Raw genomic sequence first — 18,632 nt, forward strand, 5'->3', positions numbered from 1 at the left:
TTGGTTTGAATGATTGCAATAGCTGGATTTATGCGGACTTGAAGTTCTCATTGCCTCCGATTAAGGTGGAGGTTGTGGAGTCGGCCGGATGATCGCGGCCCTTATATATTAAGGGTGGAGGAAAGTCCGGGCTCCGGAGGGCTGGGTGCCAGGTAACGCCTGGGAGGCGCGAGCCTACGGAAAGTGCAGCAGAAAGTATACCGCCTAAGTCCGCAAGGGCCGGTAAGGGTGAAATGGTGCGGTAAGAGCGCACCGCGTCACCGGTAACGGTGGCGGCACGGTAAACCCCACCCGGAGCAAGACCAAATAGGGAAGCAGGCGGCTCGTCCGCAACGTGTGGCCCACGCGGCTTCCGGGTAGGTTGCTTGAGGCGCACGGTGACGTGTTCCCAGATGAATGATCATCCTCGACAGAACCCGGCTTACAGGCCGACTCCCAACATTTTATTCCTAATTCACACCCCTAAACCTCATAAATCACTTTAAGTGCGTGACTTACCGTCATGTTTTTTTGGTGTTTTATTCCTTACTTCTTTTAATTCCCGCTCGTAACCTCCTGTCTTTAAAGGAAGTTTTCCTGTTTTTGTGGGTATTTCCTTGACAAGTGGCAAAACCGATACCTATTATGGGGAGAAGTGGGAGAAAGTGGATTTTTTTGGAAAAAAAGGAATTATCGGGGCGCTTACATTGTTTCGGGGTGTCAATCGACTCAATCTGGATGCCAAGGGGCGTCTTGCGATTCCGACGCGTTTTCGCGATCGGTTGCGGGATTGCTGTGCCTCCGAATTGGTCATTACCGTTGATACCGATCACTGCCTTCTGATCTACCCTCTGCCCGAATGGCAGGAGATCGAGCGCAAGCTGATGAACCTCCCTTCCTTTAATAAGGCTGCCAGGCGCCTGCAGAGGCTGCTGGTAGGGCATGCCACTGAAGTGGAAATGGACGCCCAGGGGCGGGTGCTGTTGCCTCCGCCACTGAGAGATTTTGCCGGTCTGAATAAACATGCGGTGCTGATCGGCCAGGGAAACAAGTTTGAACTGTGGGATGAAGAGCGCTGGAACGGACAGCGCGATGAATGGCTGGAAGAGGCCGATTTAGAGTCTCTTGAACTGCCGGCCGATCTGGAAACTTTGTCGATCTGACGATGGCGGATATGAGCGAACATCTGCCGGTGCTGTTCAACGAGTCACTTGAGGCGCTGAATATTAGGCCGTCCGGCGTTTATATCGACGGAACCTTTGGTCGGGGAGGTCACAGTGATGCCATCCTCAAGGCCCTGGGGCCAGAAGGGCGGTTGATTGCCATCGACAAGGACCCGGATGCGATAGCGGCGGCGGAAGCGGCGTTTGGCGGGGATCGGCGTTTTGTAATAGAGCAGGGCTCTTTTGCGATGCTTGAGACGTTTGCGGAGAAACACCAGGTGGTTGGTCGGGTCGATGGCCTTTTGCTCGACCAGGGGGTTTCTTCACCCCAACTGGATCGCCCGGAGCGGGGGTTCAGTTTCCTGAGCGACGGTCCTCTGGATATGCGCATGGACAACTCTGCGGGGTTGAGCGCGGCGCAGTGGCTCGCCGGGGCCGAGGCGGATGAGATTGCCCGGGTACTGAAAGAGTATGGCGAGGAGCGCTTTGCCAGGCGAATCGCACGGGCCATCGTGGCGGCGTGCCAGGAGTGTGCCATAACGACCACGCGCCAGTTGGCGGAGATCATCGCTGCGGCAAACCCGAGCCATGAAAAGGGCAAGCATCCGGCGACCCGCAGCTTTCAGGCGATACGTATACATATTAATAAAGAGCTCGAGGATCTTGGTGCCTGTCTTGATCAGGCGCTTGATGTGCTGGCCCCCGGGGGGAGGCTTGCAGTTATCAGTTTTCACTCGTTGGAAGATCGCATCGTAAAGCGTTTTATGCGTGACGGCGAAAGGGGTGGGCAGTTTCCTCCTGGATTACCTGTCACCCAGGACCAGCTCAAGCCCAAGCTGAAGCGGATAGGGAAGGCGATGCGGCCATCCAAGGAGGAAGTTTCGGAAAATCCCCGTGCACGCAGTTCAGTGTTGCGGGTTGCGGAGCGGCTTTCATGAGTCGCGGCCGCTTTATTGCGTTGGTTGTTTTGATCATTGCGGTGCTCGTATCGGCAACTGGGGTGGTCTATGCCAAGTACTCCTCGCGCAAGTACTTCGTGGAACTGCAGTTGCTGAGAACAGAGCGTGATGCTGTTGATGTCGAATGGGGGCGTTTGCAGCTGGAGCAGAGCACTTGGGCAACCCATGGGCGTGTGGAGCGCCTGGCGCGCAAGAAATTAAAAATGCACATCCCTTCATCTGAAGAGGTGGTGGTAATCAGGTCCGGTAAATGAGCGGCAAGAAACGGCAGAAAAGGGCTGAAAAGGCTCTGAAAAAGGAGAAGGTGGCGCTGCCCAGTTATCGGGCGCGGCGCTGGACCCTGCTTGCCCTGATGGGGGTCGCCTCCGTTGCGCTGGTGTGGCGTGCCGTTGATCAACAGATATTTGAGACTGATTTTCTGCAGACCGAGGGTGAGCGCAGGCATCTGCGGGTTGTCGAGATGTCGGCACATCGGGGCATGATCAATGATCGCTATGGCGAGCCACTGGCTATCAGTACGCCCGTCGATTCCATCTGGGCCAACCCCAGGGTGCTCTCCCCCGACCGTCGTGTTTTGGTGCCGCTGGCCAAGGCGTTGGGCAAGGAGACCAATGAATTGCGGCGGTTGCTGGCTCAGCGAAGCAATCGCTCTTTTGTCTACCTCCAGCGGCGGGTCAATCCGGATCTGGCTGAGAAGGTGATGGCTCTTGATATCGATGGTGTGGAGCTGCAACGGGAGTTCCGTCGTTACTATCCGGCCGGTGAGGTGTTTTCCCATGTTGTCGGGTTCACCAATGTCGATGACCAGGGGCAGGAGGGGCTCGAACTCGCTTTTGATCAGTGGCTGCAGGGAACCCCTGGAAAGAAACGTGTCATCCGTGATGGACGAGCGCGTGCAGTAAAGGATGTGGAGAGTATTCGCAAGCCATTGCCGGGCAAGGAGCTCCATCTCAGTCTTGATCGTCGACTGCAGTTTCTCGCTTACCGGGAGCTCAAGGGAGCGGTGAAACACCACAAGGCCAAATCCGGTTCTGCCGTTATATTGGACGCGCGTACGGGTGAAGTGCTGGCGATGGTCAACCAGCCGTCGTACAACCCGAATGGTTCAAAGGATGCGCGTGGCGGTCGTTTTCGCAATCGTGCCCTGACCGATGTATTCGAGCCCGGTTCCACCATGAAGCCTTTTACCGTGGCGGCTGCGCTCGAATCCGGCCGGTATCGTCCAAGCACTGCAATTGATACTACGCCCGGTTTCTATAAAGTCGGTCGGCACCAGATCAAGGACATCCGCAATTACGGGAAGATCGACGTCTCCACGGTGATTCGCAAGTCGAGCAACGTGGGTGCAAGCAAATTAGCCCTGGATCTGCCTCGTGAAGAGCTTTGGAGCTACTTCTTCAAAATGGGATTCGGCGATCCCACCAACACAGGCTTCCCGGGCGAGGCAGGTGGTCAGCTCACCCCTCATGTTCAGTGGTCGAAGATAGATCATGCAACCTTGTCCTTTGGGTATGGTCTCTCGGTCACGCCGCTGCAGTTGGCGCGGGCCTATGCTGTGCTTGCCGCCGATGGCATCAAGTTCCCCATCTCCCTGCTGCGCCTGGACGAGGAGCCTAGAGGTGAGCGGGTAATGCGTGCCGAGGTGGCCAAGAATGTCAGGCAGATGCTCAAGGCCGTGGTCTCTGCTGAGGGCACAGCTCCGGCTGCGGCAGTACCTGGATACCAGGTGGCCGGTAAGACCGGCACGGTAAAGAAGATCACCTCCGGAGGGTACTCGGAAGACAAGTATCTTGCCGTTTTTGCAGGCATGGCGCCTGCCAGTGATCCGCGCCTGGTGATGGTGGTAATGATCGACGAGCCACGGGCCGGTAAGTATTACGGTGGCCAGGTTGCTGCGCCAGTTTTCTCGAAAGTGATGGCTGGCGCATTGCGTCTGCTCAACGTGGCGCCTGATGATCTGTCGGCCGATTCGGTGAGGCTGGCAGGCCTGGGGGCTGAGCAATGATGGCGGCCATCAGGCTACAAGAGGGCATGACCCTGTCGGAACTGCTGGGTGGTATCGCCAGTGTATCTGCGTCATCTGATCGCCATATCGAGAGTCTTGCGATCGACAGCCGCCTGGTCGCCACCGGGTCACTTTTTCTTGCCTGCTCCGGGAGCGCCAGGCATGGGCTTGAGTTTTTGTCCCAGGCACTCTCGGCCGGGGCGGTCGCCGTGGTTTGCGAACCGGATGAGCAGTGGAGTGCCGAGCATATCGAGCAGTTGGCGGCAGAGACACAGGTGCCCCTGCTGCAGGTGGAAGGTTTGAGTCGGCAGGTGAGTCGTATTGCCGGGCGCTTTTACGATCACCCCAGCGCCGGGTTTCCCCTGGTAGGTATAACGGGTACTAACGGCAAGACAAGCTGCAGCCAGTTTCTGGCACAAGCGCTGGCCCCTGATCTTCGTTGCGCAGTGATAGGCACGTTGGGTAATGGTTTTCTGGGAGACTTGAAGCCCGGCATTCATACCACGCCGGATCCGGTGGAGTTGCAATCGGTTCTGGCTGAAGTGAAAAAGGAAGGTGCCGACCTGGTGGCCATGGAGGTCTCCTCTCACGCACTTGATCAGGGGCGTGCAGAAGACTTGCGATTCGATATCGCGGTATTGACCAATCTCTCGCGTGATCATCTCGACTATCACGGCACCATGGCAAGTTACGAGGCAGCCAAGCGGCGCCTCTTTTTCATGCCCGGCCTGGGCTGTGCCGTGCTTAACATGGACGATGCATTTGGACGCAGCCTGGCGGCGGAGCTTCCGTCCGGGCTGCGTCGTATTGGCTACGCCATCGAGGCAAAAGATGAGGATGGCCTGGATGAATGGATCTTCGTGGATGAGATCCATTCAGGTGTTGAAGGTATGCGTATCTCGGTGCGCAGCAGTTGGGGGGATGGTGTGCTGAATACCTCTCTTCTGGGTCGCTTCAATGTCAGCAACCTGTTAGCGGTGCTCGGGGTGCTGCTCGAGAGAGGCGAGGGTCTGGAGAAGGCCCTGGCTCGACTCTCCTGCGTTGAGACGGCGCCTGGCCGCATGGAGCATTTTGGTGGCGGAGAGCAGCCGCTCGTTGTCGTGGATTTCGCGCATACTCCGGATGCTCTGGAGCATGCCCTGGTGGCCCTGCGTCCCCACGCCAAAGGTGAGTTGAGCGTGGTATTTGGATGTGGTGGTGATCGTGATCGAGGCAAGCGGGCCGGGATGGGTGCGGTGGCAGAACGCCTGGCAGACAGGGTGTGGGTGACGGATGACAATCCCCGCAGCGAAGACGGCGACGGGATTATTAAAGATATTTTGAACGGTGTATCCAGGCCCGAGACGGTTGTGGTGCAGCGGGACAGGGCTGAAGCCATTGCCGATGCGATCAATCGTGCATCCCCTGGGGACCTGGTGCTTGTGGCAGGCAAAGGCCATGAAGCATACCAACAGGTGGGTGATCTGAAACTCCCCTTCAGTGACAGTGAACAGGTCTTGAAATCGTTGGGGGTGGTGCAGTGATCAGCTTTACCACCACTTCGGTAGCAGAACAGCTCGGCACTCAGCATTTGGGTGCCGAAGTCTGCTTCAGCAGTGTCAGTACAGATACCCGCACGATCGGGTCAGGCGATCTTTTCGTCGCTATCCAGGGTCCGAGTTTCGATGCCCACGATTTCATCGGCCGGGTCAAGGCGTCTGGTGCGGCCGCAGCCATGGTGAGTCGCGAAAGCGATGTGGCCATTTCACAGGTTGTGGTGCCGGATACCCGTATCGGACTGGGGCGCTTGGCAGCACTCTGGCGGCAGGCCAGCAATGCGCCGCTTGTGGCCGTTACCGGGAGCAACGGCAAGACCACGGTGAAAGAGATGTTGGCAGTCATACTGGCCAAGAGCGGTACAGTACTCTCCACCCAGGGCAACCTGAACAATGACATTGGTCTTCCCCTTACCCTGATGCGACTGCAGGAGCAGGACTACGCGGTGGTCGAGATGGGCGCCAACCACGGCGGAGAGATCGAATACCTGAGCAGCATCGCCCGACCGGACGTGGCGGTGCTGACCAATGCGGCTCGCGCCCACCTGGAGGGATTCGGCAGCGTGGAAGGGGTTGCCCGGGCCAAGGGCGAGATCGTCACCGGACTGGCAGATGGTGGCTGGTTCGTATTCAACGGCGACGATACCTGGGCGCCGCTCTGGCGGGAGCTTGCCGGGGATCGGCAGGTACGCACATTCGGCGTCAGGCAGCTGGCGGATGTTCACAGCCCTGAAGACGCGTGGGAGGTCCATTGGACAGAGACCGGCTTCTGCAGCCGTTTTCCGGTGATCACCCCAGAGGGTGAAGTGACGATCGAATTGGCCCTGGCAGGTCGCCATAACCGTATGAATGCGCTGGCTGCAGTTGCTGCAGCACAGTTGCTTGGCATATCCCTTGAGCAGATCAGGGAGGGCTTGGCATCTCTTGCGCCTGTCAAAGGGCGACTGCAGCCCCTTGCCGGGAAAAACGGGATCGGCCTGATCGATGACAGCTACAACGCTAATCCGGATTCGGTCAACGCCGCCATCGATGTCTTGGTCACGGCACCCGGGCGTCGCTTCCTGGTGCTTGGGGAGTTGGTTGAAATGGGTGAGGAAGGTCAGTTGTTCTACCGTGAATTGGGCGAATATGCCAGGAGGGCCGGCATCGAGCATCTCTATGCAATGAGCGAGGCCGGGGGTGCCGCAGATGCGTTTGGTGAAGGCGGTTGCCTGTTCGAGACCCACGAGGAACTCGCTGGTGCATTGTTGAATACGTTGAATCCAGGAGACCGTGTCCTGGTGAAAGGATCACGGAAAGCCGCAATGGAGCAGGTCATCAACGCATTGCTGGAAGGGGAGGTAGACTGAGATGCTGCTATATCTCGTCGAATACCTGGCCCAATTTGATCCCGGTTTCACCGTGTTCCAATACCTGACCCTGCGGGCGATCCTGGGGGTTCTGACGGCCCTGGTCATATCGTTCCTGGTGGGGCCGATCATGATCCGTCGCCTGACAAGACATCAGATCGGCCAGACCGTGAGGGATGATGGTCCACAGTCCCATCTCTCCAAGGCAGGTACACCCACCATGGGTGGTGCGCTGCTGTTGGTTGCCATAGCCATCAGTACACTGCTCTGGTCCGACCTCTCCAACCGTTATGTCTGGATCATCCTGATCGTCACCCTGTTGTTTGGCGTGATCGGATTTTATGACGACTACAAGAAACTGGTACTGCAGGATCCCCGGGGATTGGCGGCCAAGTACAAGTATCTCTGGCAGTCAGTGGTGGGGCTGGGTGCAGCATATGCGCTCTATGTTACGGCGGTCGCGCCTGCCGATACCCAGCTCATCATTCCTTTCTTCAAAGATCTTGTTATCGATCTTGGTCCCTGGTTCGTGTTGTTGACTTATTTCGTAATCGTGGGTTCAAGCAATGCGGTGAATCTCACTGACGGTCTGGACGGGCTGGCCATCATGCCGACTGTGCTGGTTGCTGGCGCGCTGGGAATATTTGCCTATGTAACCGGTCATGCGCAGATCTCCAATTACCTGCTTATTCCGCATCTCTCAGGGGTGGGTGAGGTGGTTGTTTTTTGTGGCGCACTGGTGGGCGCAGGCCTCGGCTTTCTATGGTTCAACGCCTATCCGGCCCAGGTGTTCATGGGCGATGTGGGCGCCCTGGCCCTCGGTGCGGCCCTGGGGGTGGTGGCTGTTGTAGTGCGCCAGGAACTGGTGCTGGTAATCATGGGAGGCGTCTTTGTCATGGAGACGGTCTCGGTGATGCTGCAGGTGGCTTCGTTCAAGCTGACAGGACGACGGATTTTTCGCATGGCCCCGCTGCACCACCATTTTGAGTTGAAAGGGTGGCCCGAGCCGCGGGTCATCGTGCGTTTTTGGATCGTCACGGTGATCCTGGTACTGATTGGATTGGCCAGTCTGAAGATCCGCTGATATGGCACGGCTTGCTGAACAGGTGATGAAACGGATGGATAGCATGGAGACAGGTAAGACACTGGTGGTCGGTCTGGGCAAGACCGGGCTCTCCTGTGCCCGTTTCCTCGCTGCCAGGGGTGTGTCTGCCGCCATCACCGACAGCCGTGAACAGCCACCCGGCCTGGAAGAGCTTCGAAGAGAGCTGCCCGATACGGCGCTTTTTCTCGGCGCGTTTGACGCGGCGGTATTCGAGGCCGCTGACAGACTGGTGGTTAGTCCGGGGGTTCCGGTTGATCAGCCCCTGATTCGTGATGCGATGGCGCGGGGAGTACCGGTCATCGGCGATATTGAGCTGTTCGCCCAGGAGGTGAATGCGCCGATGGCGGCCATTACCGGCTCCAACGGCAAGAGTTCCGTGACCACCCTGCTGGGAGAGATGGCGGACAAGGCCGGGCGCCAGGTAAAGGTAGGCGGAAATCTCGGTGAACCGGCACTGGATCTGTTGTCTGACGATGCTGATCTCTACGTACTGGAGCTCTCCAGTTTTCAATTGGAGACCACCCATACACTGGCGTCCCGTGTAGCGGTGGTGTTGAACGTTTCGGCAGACCACATGGACCGCTACGACTCCCTTGCCTCTTATGCCGATGCCAAGGCGCGCATCTATCATCATGCCGAGGTCGGTGTATTCAATCTTGACGATCCCCTGGTAATGGCAATGCAGGGTGCAGAGAAATCTGCTCTTTTTTTTACCCTCGGTGAGCCGGGCAAAGACAGCTTCGGACTGCGCATCGAGGATGAACGGCTGTGGCTCTGCTTTGAACAGGAGCGACTGGTGGCGGCAGACGAGTTGCGGGTGCCGGGTAGTCATAACCTGGCCAACGCCCTGGCGGCACTTGCCATGGGGCGGGCGCTTGAGTTGCCGATGTCTGCCATGCTCGATGCCCTGCGGGCGTTCAGGGGACTGCCCCATCGCACCCAGTTCGTGGCAGAGCATGCCGGTGTGAGTTGGTACAACGACTCCAAGGGTACCAACGTCGGTGCCTGTATCGCTGCCCTGAGGGGTTTCGCCTCCACCGCGGGTGAGGACAGGACGGTGCTGATTGCAGGTGGTGACGACAAGGGTGCGGATTTCTCCGATCTGAAACCGGTGGTGAAGGATACGGCCCGGGGCGTGGTGCTGATTGGGCAGGACGCACAGGGAATCGCCGATGCCATAGGCGATACGGTACCCGTGGCATTTGCCGAGGATATGAAGGAGGCGGTGGCGCTTGCTGCAGGGCTGGCGCAACCCGGTGACCGTGTGCTGCTTTCCCCGGTCTGTGCGAGCTTTGACATGTATCGCAGCTATGAACACCGGGGCGAGGTTTTCATGACCGAGGTGGGGAGGCTGGTTTCATGAGCAGAACCCAGGCCACCATAGGCGAGGCGCCAAGCATGCTGCCGGATATCGACTACTGGCTGGTCAGTTCTGCCGTGGCGCTGTTGGGACTTGGCCTGGTGATGGTGGCATCGGCATCCCTGCACCGGATAAGCGACCTGCCTTTTTATTATGTGAACAGGCACCTGATAGCCATCGGATTGGGCATGATCGGTGTGTTGCTGGTCAGCCGGATTCCGATGGAGCAGTGGGAGCAGTGGAGTACCGCACTCTACTTCGTCGGCCTGCTCATGCTGTTACTGGTTCTGGTACCCGGGCTCGGCAGGGAAGCAAATGGTGCGACCCGCTGGATTCCCATCGGGCCGTTCAATCTTCAGAGCTCCGAGTTCATGAAACTGTTCCTGGTGTTCTACATCGCAGGTTACCTGGTTCGGCGCCAACTGGAGGTCACCCACAGTCTTTGGGGCTTCGTCAAGCCGATGCTGCTCCTGGTCGTTGCCTGTTCGCTGATCATGATCCAGCCTGATTTCGGCACCACCGCCGTGCTGCTGGCCACCGCGATGGGGATGCTGTTTCTCGGTGGCGTGGTGCTCTGGCAGTTCATGCTCCTGGTGGGCACTGCCTGCGCGGCACTGGTCGGCCTTGTGATCTTCTCTCCCTATCGAATGCAGCGGGTAACGGCGTTCCTCGATCCATGGGCTGACGTGGAGAACAGTGGTTATCAGCTGGCCCAGGCCCTGATCGCATTCGGTCGGGGTGAGTGGTTCGGTGTCGGATTGGGCAACGGAATCCAGAAACAGTTCTACCTGCCGGAGGCGCACACCGACTTTCTGATGGCTGTCATCGGTGAAGAGTTCGGCCTGGTAGGTACGCTGGCAGTGATCCTCCTGTTTGGGCTTGTGGTCTGGCGGGCATTCCGCATTGGCGTATTGGCAGAGCGTGCAGGCAGGCGTTTCGAATCCTACGTGGCCCAGGGCTTCGGACTCTGGGTCGGTATGCAGGCCTTTATCAATATCGGGGTCAATGTTGGACTCCTTCCCACCAAGGGACTCACGCTGCCGCTGATGAGCTATGGCGGCAACAGCATTATCCTGGCTTGTATGGTGATCGGTCTACTGGTGCGGATAGATTACGAAGTGCGTCGCGGCGACAGCGAGGTGTCGGGGGAGGTGCAATGGACGCACGCATAATGGTCATGGCGGGTGGAACCGGTGGTCATGTCTTTCCTGCACTGGCTGTGGCAGAGGAGTTAAAAGCGCGTGGTGCCGAGATTTTCTGGCTCGGCGTACCCGACAGTTTTGAGGCGCGGGTGGTACCCGAGCATGGCATTGAGATGGAGTGGGTCAGTATCAAGGGGCTGCGAGGTAAAGGATTGCTGGGCTGGATCACATTGCCTTTCCGTCTGCTTAGAGCGATGTCACAAGCGGGATTGGTGATGCTGCGTCGGGAGCCTGCATTGGTGCTGGGAATGGGTGGATTCGTGGCCGGTCCCGGCGGACTGATGGCGAGGCTGGGAGGCATACCTCTCGTGATACATGAACAGAACGCTATACCCGGAATGACCAACCAGTACCTGGCGCGTATTGCGACCCGGGTGCTCGAGGCGTTCCCGGGCAGTTTTCAGACAGGGCGTCGTGCCGAGGTGACCGGAAATCCGGTACGTTCCGAAATCGCAGCTATTGATGAACCCGGTATTCGGTTCGCAGAACGGGATGGCAGGCTTCGGTTACTGGTGTTGGGTGGCTCCCTGGGAGCACAGGCCCTGAACGAAACTGTACCCCAGGCGTTGGCCCTGATTCCAGAGGATGTGAGGCCGGAAGTGCGCCACCAGGCCGGTAGCAGCAAACTCGAGGATGCCCAGGTCAGTTACCGCAATGCCGGTGTCGATGCACAGGTAACGTCATTTATATCAGACATGGCAGAGGCCTATGCCTGGGCAGACCTGGTGATCTGTCGTGCCGGTGCCCTGACGGTTGCCGAGTTGGCGGCTGCAGGTGTGGGTGCGTTGTTGGTTCCCTATCCCTACGCCGTGGACGATCACCAGACCCAAAATGCTGCCTACCTTGCTGATAAGGGTGCGGCGCTGCTTCTACCACAGAATGAGTTGACCCCTGAGTACCTGGCCCGGCAATTGGAGCCGATGCTGGAGGGCCGCGTGCTTGTCCGTGATATGGCCGAGAAGTCACGTGCCCTGGCACTGCCCGATGCGACTCGCCGGGTTGCCGATATTTGCGAGGAGATCGTTCGATGAATACCGGCGGTAAGACACAGCTCAGGCTGGCTGCAGAGGCGATGGGGCGGATCAGGCAGATTCACTTTGTCGGTATCGGTGGCGCAGGCATGAACGGCATCGCCCAGGTCATGCTCAATCTTGGTTACCAGATCTCGGGCTCCGATCTCAAAGAGAGCGCGGCGACCCGGCGTCTTCAGGAGCAGGGCGCGAAGATCAAGATCGGTCACCGGGCTGAGAATATTACCGGTTGCGATGCCGTGGTGATCTCCAGCGCGGTGAGCGAATCCAATCCGGAAGTGGCAGCAGCCCGGGAGCAGCGTATCCCGGTTGTGCCCCGTGCCGAGATGCTGGCCGAGATCATGCGCTTCAACTACGGTATTGCAGTAGCCGGTACCCATGGTAAGACCACCACCACCAGCCTGGTGGCAAGCCTGCTTGGTGAGGGAGGACTGGATCCTACCTTTGTTATTGGCGGCAAGCTCAATTCTGCAGGGACCTATGCACGCCTGGGCAAGGGTGATTACCTGGTTGCCGAGGCGGACGAGAGCGATGCGTCGTTTCTTTACCTACAGCCCATGCTCTCGATCGTGACCAACGTGGACGCCGATCACATGGCCACATACGGTGGTGATTTCGAGCGGCTGCGCCAGACCTTTATCGAATTTCTTCATCACCTTCCGTTCTACGGTCTCGCAGTCATCTGTATTGATGATGAGCATGCCCGTGACCTGCTGCCCGAGATTACCCGCCAGGTGATTACCTACGGTACTTCGGAAGATGCCGATTTCCGTGCAACCGAGATCCACCAGGTGGGACTGCGTACCCGGTTCAGGGTTACTTCCGACGGTGACGATTTCGAGGTCACCCTCAACATGCCTGGCCGGCACAACGTTCTGAACGCCTTGGCCGCCATCGCCGTGGCCAGGGAGCTGGGTGTGGAAATTGATGCCATCCAGAAGGCCCTGGAAGGATTTCAGGGTATTGGGCGGCGATTCCAGGCAAGCGAGTGCAGGCTGCCCGATGGCCGGGAAGTTCTACTGGTGGACGATTACGGTCACCACCCCAGGGAGGTGGCGGCGACCCTCGCAGCGGTACGTGAAGGGTGGCCCGAGCGGCGCATAGTGCTTGCTTTCCAACCTCACCGCTATACCCGGACCCAGGAACAGTTCGACGACTTCGTGCAAGTCCTGTCGAAGCCTGATCTGCTGGTACTGGCCGAGGTCTATGCCGCCGGGGAAGCCCCCATCGCCGGTGCCGAAGGCCGGGACCTGAGCAGGGCCATTCGCACCAGGGGGCAGGTGGAGCCGGTGTTCGTTGATCCGATGTCCGAACTGCCGGAAGTGCTCTCGGGACTGGTGCGGGACGGTGACATCGTGCTCACCCTGGGAGCCGGGGATATCGGGGCTATTGCTGCAACGCTGCCTGCAAGGCTGAGCGGAAAAGGGGGGGCGTGATGACGGGTTCGAATATTACAAACAGGCGTCTGCACATGGGATGCGGCGAGCCGCTCAAGGTGGCCACTTTGCCAAGAGGCAAAGGCAAGACATCCATGTTGAGAAAAAGCGAATCTCTGGCGGTCAAGGCATTGAAACGTAAAAAAGCAAGACAAAAGGGGTCCGGTCAGTGATGACTGCACGGGACAACAGTCAGTTGCGAGGGGAGTTGCGTTACGACGAACCCCTGGCCCTGCACACAACCTGGCGTGTGGGTGGTCCGGCGTGCTGCTTCTATCGGCCGGCTGACAGTGAGGACCTGGTGTGTTTTCTGAGTCAGCTGTCGGAGGAAGAGCCTCTGCTCTGGCTGGGGCTGGGCAGCAACCTGCTGGTCAGGGACGGTGGGTTCAAAGGTACGGTGATCGCCACCCAGGGCCGGCTGGAAGGTCTTGAGCTGATGTCGGATGGCAGGTTGCGTATCGAGGCCGGTGTGGCCTGTGCCAAGCTGGCGCGGTTTGCAGCCCGCAAGGGATTATGCGGAGCCGAGTTCCTGGCCGGCATCCCGGGCACCATGGGTGGTGCCCTGGCGATGAATGCCGGGGCCTTCGGTGGCGAGACCTGGGAGCATATTGTCGAGGTTGAGACGGTGGATCGTTACGGTGAAGTCCGTAAGCGCAATCCCGATGAGTTTGAGATCGGCTACCGCCACATGGCGGGGCCTGAGGGAGAGTGGTTTCTGGCTGCGGTTATGGTGCTGGAAGCCGGTGACGTGGAAGCGGGGCAACGGGAGATCCGCAGCCTGCTGGAGCGTCGGGCGGCAACGCAGCCCACGGGGCTCCCAAGTTGTGGTTCGGTTTTTCGCAATCCTGAAGGGGATTACGCGGCACGCCTGATAGAAGCGGCAGGCCTGAAGGGTACTGCCATAGGTGGTGCACAGGTGTCCGAGAAACATGCCAACTTCATTATCAATGCCGGTGATGCGACGGCTGAGGATATCGAACGCATGATTGAACTGGTGCGGGCCCGGGTTGGAAAGACGAGCGGTATCCGTCTGCGTACCGAGGTTCGGATAGTGGGTGAGGCAAAGGCATGAGTGTCAAGGCGGCAGACTTCGGCAAGGTGGCTGTACTCATGGGCGGCATGTCTGCTGAGCGTGAGGTGTCACTCAACAGCGGACGTGCTGTTCTGGATGGCCTCTGTCGTAAAAGAGTGGATGCCCATGGCATCGATGCCGGGCCGGATGTGCTCGATGTGCTTTCGAAAGGGGCGTTCGGCCGGGTATTCATCGTGCTGCATGGTCGGGGTGGTGAGGATGGTGTGATCCAGGGGGCACTTGAGCTCCTTGGTCTGCCCTATACGGGAACCGGTGTTGCCGGCTCCGCCCTGGGTATGGACAAGTTCCGCAGCAAGCTGCTGTGGAAGGGAATGGGGCTGCCGACCCCGGATTACGTGTTGCTGCGTTCCGAGACGGACCTGAAAGCGGCCGAGGCACTGGGCTTTCCGCTGATGATCAAGCCGGCTCGCGAGGGTTCGAGCATTGGTATGGCCAAGGTGAACACGGTAGAGGAATTGAATGCGGCCTGGCAGGGTGCAGCGGGATTCGACAGCGAGGTGCTGGCTGAGTGTTGGGTGACCGGCTCCGAGTACACCGCGGCCATCCTGGGTAATGAGGCGCTGCCGCTGATCAGGCTGGAGACGCCCCATACCTTTTATGACTACGAGGCGAAGTACCAGGCGGACAGCACCCATTACCACTGTCCCTGTGGATTGGACAGGGAGCAGGAAGAGGCGCTGCAAGCCCTGGCGCTGGAGGCCTTCCGCGGTGTTGGCGCCGAAGGATGGGGACGGGTGGACATCCTGGTGGATGAATCGGGAAGACCCTGGTTGTTGGAAGTGAACACGGTGCCCGGTATGACCGACCACAGCCTGGTGCCGATGGCAGCAAAAGAACGTGGATTCGATTTCGATGAACTGGTCTGGCGGATCCTGGAGACCACCCTGTAATGGCAAAGCGCAAGAAACAGAAGAGACCGCAGAAGGCGTTGCCACTCGCCAGTGTGAATTGGGGAAACGTCGGGCGATGGCTGATGGCGCTGGTTCTGTCCACAACAATGGGCAGTGGTGTCACCTGGGGTGTGCTGAAGCTGCGTGATCCAAACGTGCTGCCAGTGAAGGTGGTCCGCATCGATGGCGACTTTAGGCATCTCAAGCGCATTGACCTGGAACATGCCGTCGGTAATCGGGTGACCGGCAACTTCTTCACCATCGATGTGGATGCGGTGAGGGAAGCGGCGTTGAGACTGCCCTGGGTCGACCAGGTGAGTGTCCGTCGTGTGTGGCCGGATACATTGATGATGTGGGTTGAAGAGCAGGAGCCCCTGGCTCGTTGGGGTGAGGACAGGCTGGTCAACCTGAGGGGAGAGGTGTTTGCACCGGCAGCAGGCTCGATACCTGCAGGCCTGCCCGGTTTGAGTGGCCCGGAGGGAAGCTCTATAGATGTTGTGCGGCGTTACCGGGAGATGATGGAGACAGTTACTCCGCTGGGCCTGGAAATAGAAAGTCTGAAGATGGATCAGCGCAACTCGTGGATGTTGCAGTTTCGCCGCGGACTCGAACTGCAGCTGGGCAGCGTCGATGCAGAAAAGCGCCTGCAGCGCTTCGCAGCGGTTTACGGGTGGTTGAAGGTGAAACCGGGGAGTTCGGTGAAGCGTATCGATATGCGTTACACCAACGGCCTGGCGGTTTACCGGGACAGCGTTGAGCAGGGTAGTGATACCGAAGTAATGAAGCCGGCCTCTGGTGTAAAGACCAAGCACGGCAAGACGGCTGGTAGGGGACAGGTTTAGATGACCAAAAAGGCAGAAAAAAACCTCATCGTGGGCCTTGATATCGGTACCTCAAAGGTTGTGGCTATCGTTGGGGAGATCAAGGACGGGGACGAGATCGAGATTATCGGTATTGGGTCTCACCCTTCCCGTGGTCTGAAGAAGGGTGTGGTGGTGAACATTGAGTCCACCGTGCAGTCGATTCAGCGGGCGGTGGAAGAGGCCGAACTGATGGCGGGTTGCGAGATCCACTCCGTGCATGCAGGCATTGCCGGCAACCATATTCGGAGCCTCAACTCCCACGGCATTGTTGCCATCAAGGATCGCGAGGTTACCCACAGTGACGTGGAGCGGGTGATCGATGCGGCGCGTGCAGTTGCGATTCCCGCGGATCAGAAGATCCTTCATATCCTGCCACAGGAGTTCATCATCGATGAGCAGGAGGGGATCAAGGAGCCTATCGGTATGTCCGGTGTGCGCCTGGAGGCAAGGGTGCACATGGTGACCGGGGCGGTGAGCGCGGCCCAGAACATCGTCAAGTGTGTCCGCCGTTGTGGGCTCGAAGTGGATGACCTGATTCTTGAACAGTTGAGTTCCAGCTGCGCCGTGTTGAGTGAGGACGAGAAGGAGCTGGGTGTCTGCCTGGTGGATATTGGTGGCGGTACAACCGATATCGCTATTTTTACGGAAGGCTCCATCAGGCATACCGCTGTAATCCCGATCGCAGGTGACCAGGTGACCAACGATATTGCGGTGGCACTGCGTACGCCGACCCAGCATGCCGAAGAGATCAAGATCCGCTACGCCTGTGCGCTGACCCAGCTTGCGGCGGGGGATGAAACAATCGAGGTACACAGTATCGGCGACCGGCCGGCACGGCGTCTGTCGAGGCAAACCCTGGCCGAGGTGGTGGAGCCGCGCTATGAAGAGTTGCTTGGCCTGGTGCTGGCGGAGCTCAGGCGCAGCGGCTTTGAAAACCTGATCGCCGGAGGTGTGGTGCTGACCGGCGGCAGTTCCAAGATGGAAGGCCTGATCGATCTGGCGGAAGAGGTATTCCACATGCCGGTTCGCCTGGGCGTGCCGGAGTACGTGACCGGTCTTGTCGATGTTGTGCGCAATCCTATCTATGCCACCGGCGTAGGGTTGCTGCTGTTTGGAAATCAGAACCAGTCCACGCGTCTGCAGGACATGCCCAGCGGGGGCGGGATGAAGGCAGTATGGAGTCGCATGAAGAGCTGGTTCCAGGGGAATTTTTAACGCGGTTCAGGAGTGAACCGGTTTTTAAACTACGGGTGACGGACTCCGCGAGTCCGGCGAAAGAGGAGAGAGGTAATGTTTGAATTGATGGATGCATATAGTCAGAACGCGGTAATCAAAGTCGTGGGTGTAGGTGGTGGCGGTGGCAACGCCGTTCACCACATGCTTAACGCAAATATTGAAGGTGTGGACTTCATCTGCGCCAACACCGATGCACAGGCACTGAAGAACAGCGAGGTGAGAACCCTGCTGCAACTGGGTACCAATATCACCAAGGGCCTGGGTGCAGGTGCCAATCCCGAGATCGGTCGTGAGGCAGCCCTGGAAGACAGGGAGCGGCTCTACGAGGCCTTGCAGGGTGCGGACATGGTGTTTATCACTGCCGGCATGGGTGGTGGTACCGGTACGGGTGCGGCGCCGGTCGTTGCCGAAGTGGCGAGGGATATGGGTATTCTCACCGTGGCGGTAGTCACCAAACCCTTTCCCTTCGAGGGTGCCAAGCGTATGCAGATCGCCAACCAGGGCATCGAGGAATTGAGTCAGTATGTCGACTCCCTGATCACAATCCCCAACGAAAAACTGCTGGCGGTTCTGGGTCGGGAGATGAGCCTGCTGACCGCGTTCAAATCCGCCAACGATGTACTGTTTGGTGCTGTGCAGGGCATTGCTGAACTGATTACACGTCCGGGCCTGATCAATGTCGACTTCGCCGACGTGCGTACCGTGATGTCCGAGATGGGTGTGGCGATGATGGGTTCGGGCTCGGCCCGTGGCGAGACCCGGGCAAGGGATGCCGCGGAACAGGCAATCAACAGCCCGCTGCTGGAGGACATCAATCTCTCCGGTGCAAAGGGTATCCTGGTCAACATCACCGCAGGCCTGGATCTCTCGATCGGCGAATTCGATGAAGTGGGCAGCACGATCAAGGAGTTTGCCTGTGATGATGCCACCGTGGTGGTGGGCACCGTGATCGATCCGGAAATGTCGGATGAGCTGCGGGTTACCGTGGTTGCTACCGGCCTTGGCGAGTTGAACGTCAAGCGCCAGCCCGAGCAGGAGGCCGCTCCCGTACGCCTGGTCAATTCAGACGTGGTCGAGACCGGGGCGGTTGCTGCTGCAGGTGGTGCTGCCGTGGATTATCGCGAACTGGACAGCCCGACCGCTATTCGCAATCGCCAGGCTGCTCAGAACTATGTTGACGCGGCACAGGAACAGGATATGGATTACCTGGACATCCCTGCATTCCTTCGTCGCCAGGCGGATTAAGGGGGATTCCGGGACCGTGATAAACTTGCAATGGATCGGGGAAATAGGTACTTATTGGGGAATTCCCTAAGTTGGTGGCAGGGATTACGTACGTAGTTTGGCCAAGTTTGATGGATTTTCAGGAATCAATCGGCTGTTTTTGCAGCTGTTTGGCTGAAAATGCCGCAGGTGTGGTAACATT

Annotated in this window: 17 protein-coding genes and 1 other RNA gene; all 18 read left to right on the forward strand. The window is 58.5% G+C overall.

The window, feature by feature from the left end; genetic code table 11:
• Positions 1-76 precede the first annotated feature (76 nt).
• Positions 77-440: RNase P RNA component class A (rnpB, locus tag BOW53_RS03195), an RNA gene on the forward strand.
• A gap of 246 nt (positions 441-686) precedes the next feature.
• A complete protein-coding gene (gene mraZ / locus BOW53_RS03200; RefSeq protein WP_078486093.1) occupies positions 687-1,142 on the forward strand; it encodes a division/cell wall cluster transcriptional repressor MraZ in 456 nt (151 codons plus the stop codon).
• A 2-nt stretch (positions 1,143-1,144) separates the two neighbouring features.
• Positions 1,145-2,080, forward strand: a complete 936-nt coding sequence (gene rsmH / locus BOW53_RS03205; protein WP_078486068.1) for a 16S rRNA (cytosine(1402)-N(4))-methyltransferase RsmH — start codon at positions 1,145-1,147, stop codon at positions 2,078-2,080.
• Complete coding sequence (gene ftsL, locus BOW53_RS03210; RefSeq protein ID WP_078486069.1) at positions 2,077-2,355, forward strand: cell division protein FtsL; 279 nt, start codon at positions 2,077-2,079, stop codon at positions 2,353-2,355. The genes rsmH and ftsL overlap by 4 nt, the downstream gene beginning before the upstream one ends.
• The gene (locus tag BOW53_RS03215) at positions 2,352-4,106 is read left to right on the forward strand and encodes a peptidoglycan D,D-transpeptidase FtsI family protein (protein ID WP_078486070.1); all 1,755 of its coding nucleotides are present in this window, start codon (positions 2,352-2,354) and stop codon (positions 4,104-4,106) included. Before ftsL ends, BOW53_RS03215 begins: the two co-directional genes overlap by 4 nt.
• A gap of 26 nt (positions 4,107-4,132) precedes the next feature.
• On the forward strand, positions 4,133-5,629 hold the full coding sequence (locus tag BOW53_RS03220) for a UDP-N-acetylmuramoyl-L-alanyl-D-glutamate--2,6-diaminopimelate ligase (protein ID WP_425442890.1): 1,497 nt from the start codon (positions 4,133-4,135) through the stop codon (positions 5,627-5,629).
• Complete coding sequence (locus BOW53_RS03225; protein ID WP_078486072.1) at positions 5,626-6,990, forward strand: UDP-N-acetylmuramoyl-tripeptide--D-alanyl-D-alanine ligase; 1,365 nt, start codon at positions 5,626-5,628, stop codon at positions 6,988-6,990. The genes BOW53_RS03220 and BOW53_RS03225 overlap by 4 nt, the downstream gene beginning before the upstream one ends.
• Position 6,991: 1 nt before the next feature.
• Positions 6,992-8,074, forward strand: coding sequence for a phospho-N-acetylmuramoyl-pentapeptide-transferase (gene mraY / locus BOW53_RS03230; protein ID WP_078486073.1), 1,083 nt, complete (start codon positions 6,992-6,994; stop codon positions 8,072-8,074).
• 1 nt (position 8,075) lies between these two features.
• Positions 8,076-9,458, forward strand: a complete 1,383-nt coding sequence (gene murD, locus BOW53_RS03235; RefSeq protein ID WP_245831979.1) for a UDP-N-acetylmuramoyl-L-alanine--D-glutamate ligase — start codon at positions 8,076-8,078, stop codon at positions 9,456-9,458.
• Positions 9,455-10,627: a putative lipid II flippase FtsW gene (gene ftsW, locus BOW53_RS03240; RefSeq protein ID WP_078486074.1), complete on the forward strand. Its 1,173-nt coding sequence runs from the start codon at positions 9,455-9,457 to the stop codon at positions 10,625-10,627. The genes murD and ftsW overlap by 4 nt, the downstream gene beginning before the upstream one ends.
• Entirely contained in the window at positions 10,612-11,688 is a 1,077-nt protein-coding gene (gene murG / locus BOW53_RS03245) for an undecaprenyldiphospho-muramoylpentapeptide beta-N-acetylglucosaminyltransferase (RefSeq protein WP_078486075.1), read from the forward strand. Before ftsW ends, murG begins: the two co-directional genes overlap by 16 nt.
• The gene (gene murC, locus BOW53_RS03250) at positions 11,685-13,124 is read left to right on the forward strand and encodes a UDP-N-acetylmuramate--L-alanine ligase (RefSeq protein ID WP_078486076.1); all 1,440 of its coding nucleotides are present in this window, start codon (positions 11,685-11,687) and stop codon (positions 13,122-13,124) included. The genes murG and murC overlap by 4 nt, the downstream gene beginning before the upstream one ends.
• Positions 13,124-13,297 carry a hypothetical protein gene (locus BOW53_RS12695; RefSeq protein ID WP_172838748.1) on the forward strand — a complete coding sequence of 58 codons (174 nt, stop codon included), beginning with the start codon at positions 13,124-13,126 and terminating at the stop codon, positions 13,295-13,297. Before murC ends, BOW53_RS12695 begins: the two co-directional genes overlap by 1 nt.
• The gene (gene murB / locus BOW53_RS03255; RefSeq protein WP_078486077.1) at positions 13,297-14,196 is read left to right on the forward strand and encodes a UDP-N-acetylmuramate dehydrogenase; all 900 of its coding nucleotides are present in this window, start codon (positions 13,297-13,299) and stop codon (positions 14,194-14,196) included. The genes BOW53_RS12695 and murB overlap by 1 nt, the downstream gene beginning before the upstream one ends.
• A complete protein-coding gene (locus tag BOW53_RS03260) occupies positions 14,193-15,107 on the forward strand; it encodes a D-alanine--D-alanine ligase (RefSeq protein ID WP_078486078.1) in 915 nt (304 codons plus the stop codon). Before murB ends, BOW53_RS03260 begins: the two co-directional genes overlap by 4 nt.
• Before the next feature lie 83 nt (positions 15,108-15,190).
• Positions 15,191-15,949 (forward strand): cell division protein FtsQ/DivIB, encoded by a 759-nt coding sequence (locus tag BOW53_RS03265; RefSeq protein ID WP_172838749.1) that lies wholly within the window; start codon positions 15,191-15,193, stop codon positions 15,947-15,949.
• Positions 15,950-17,185, forward strand: a complete 1,236-nt coding sequence (gene ftsA, locus BOW53_RS03270) for a cell division protein FtsA (protein WP_078486080.1) — start codon at positions 15,950-15,952, stop codon at positions 17,183-17,185.
• Between the two features lie 75 nt (positions 17,186-17,260).
• Entirely contained in the window at positions 17,261-18,451 is a 1,191-nt protein-coding gene (gene ftsZ / locus BOW53_RS03275; protein ID WP_078486081.1) for a cell division protein FtsZ, read from the forward strand.
• The last annotated feature ends 181 nt before the right edge of the window (positions 18,452-18,632 follow it).

It is taken from the genome of Solemya velesiana gill symbiont (assembly GCF_002020805.1).
In the GTDB taxonomy this organism is placed as follows: domain Bacteria; phylum Pseudomonadota; class Gammaproteobacteria; order Chromatiales; family Chromatiaceae; genus Sedimenticola_A.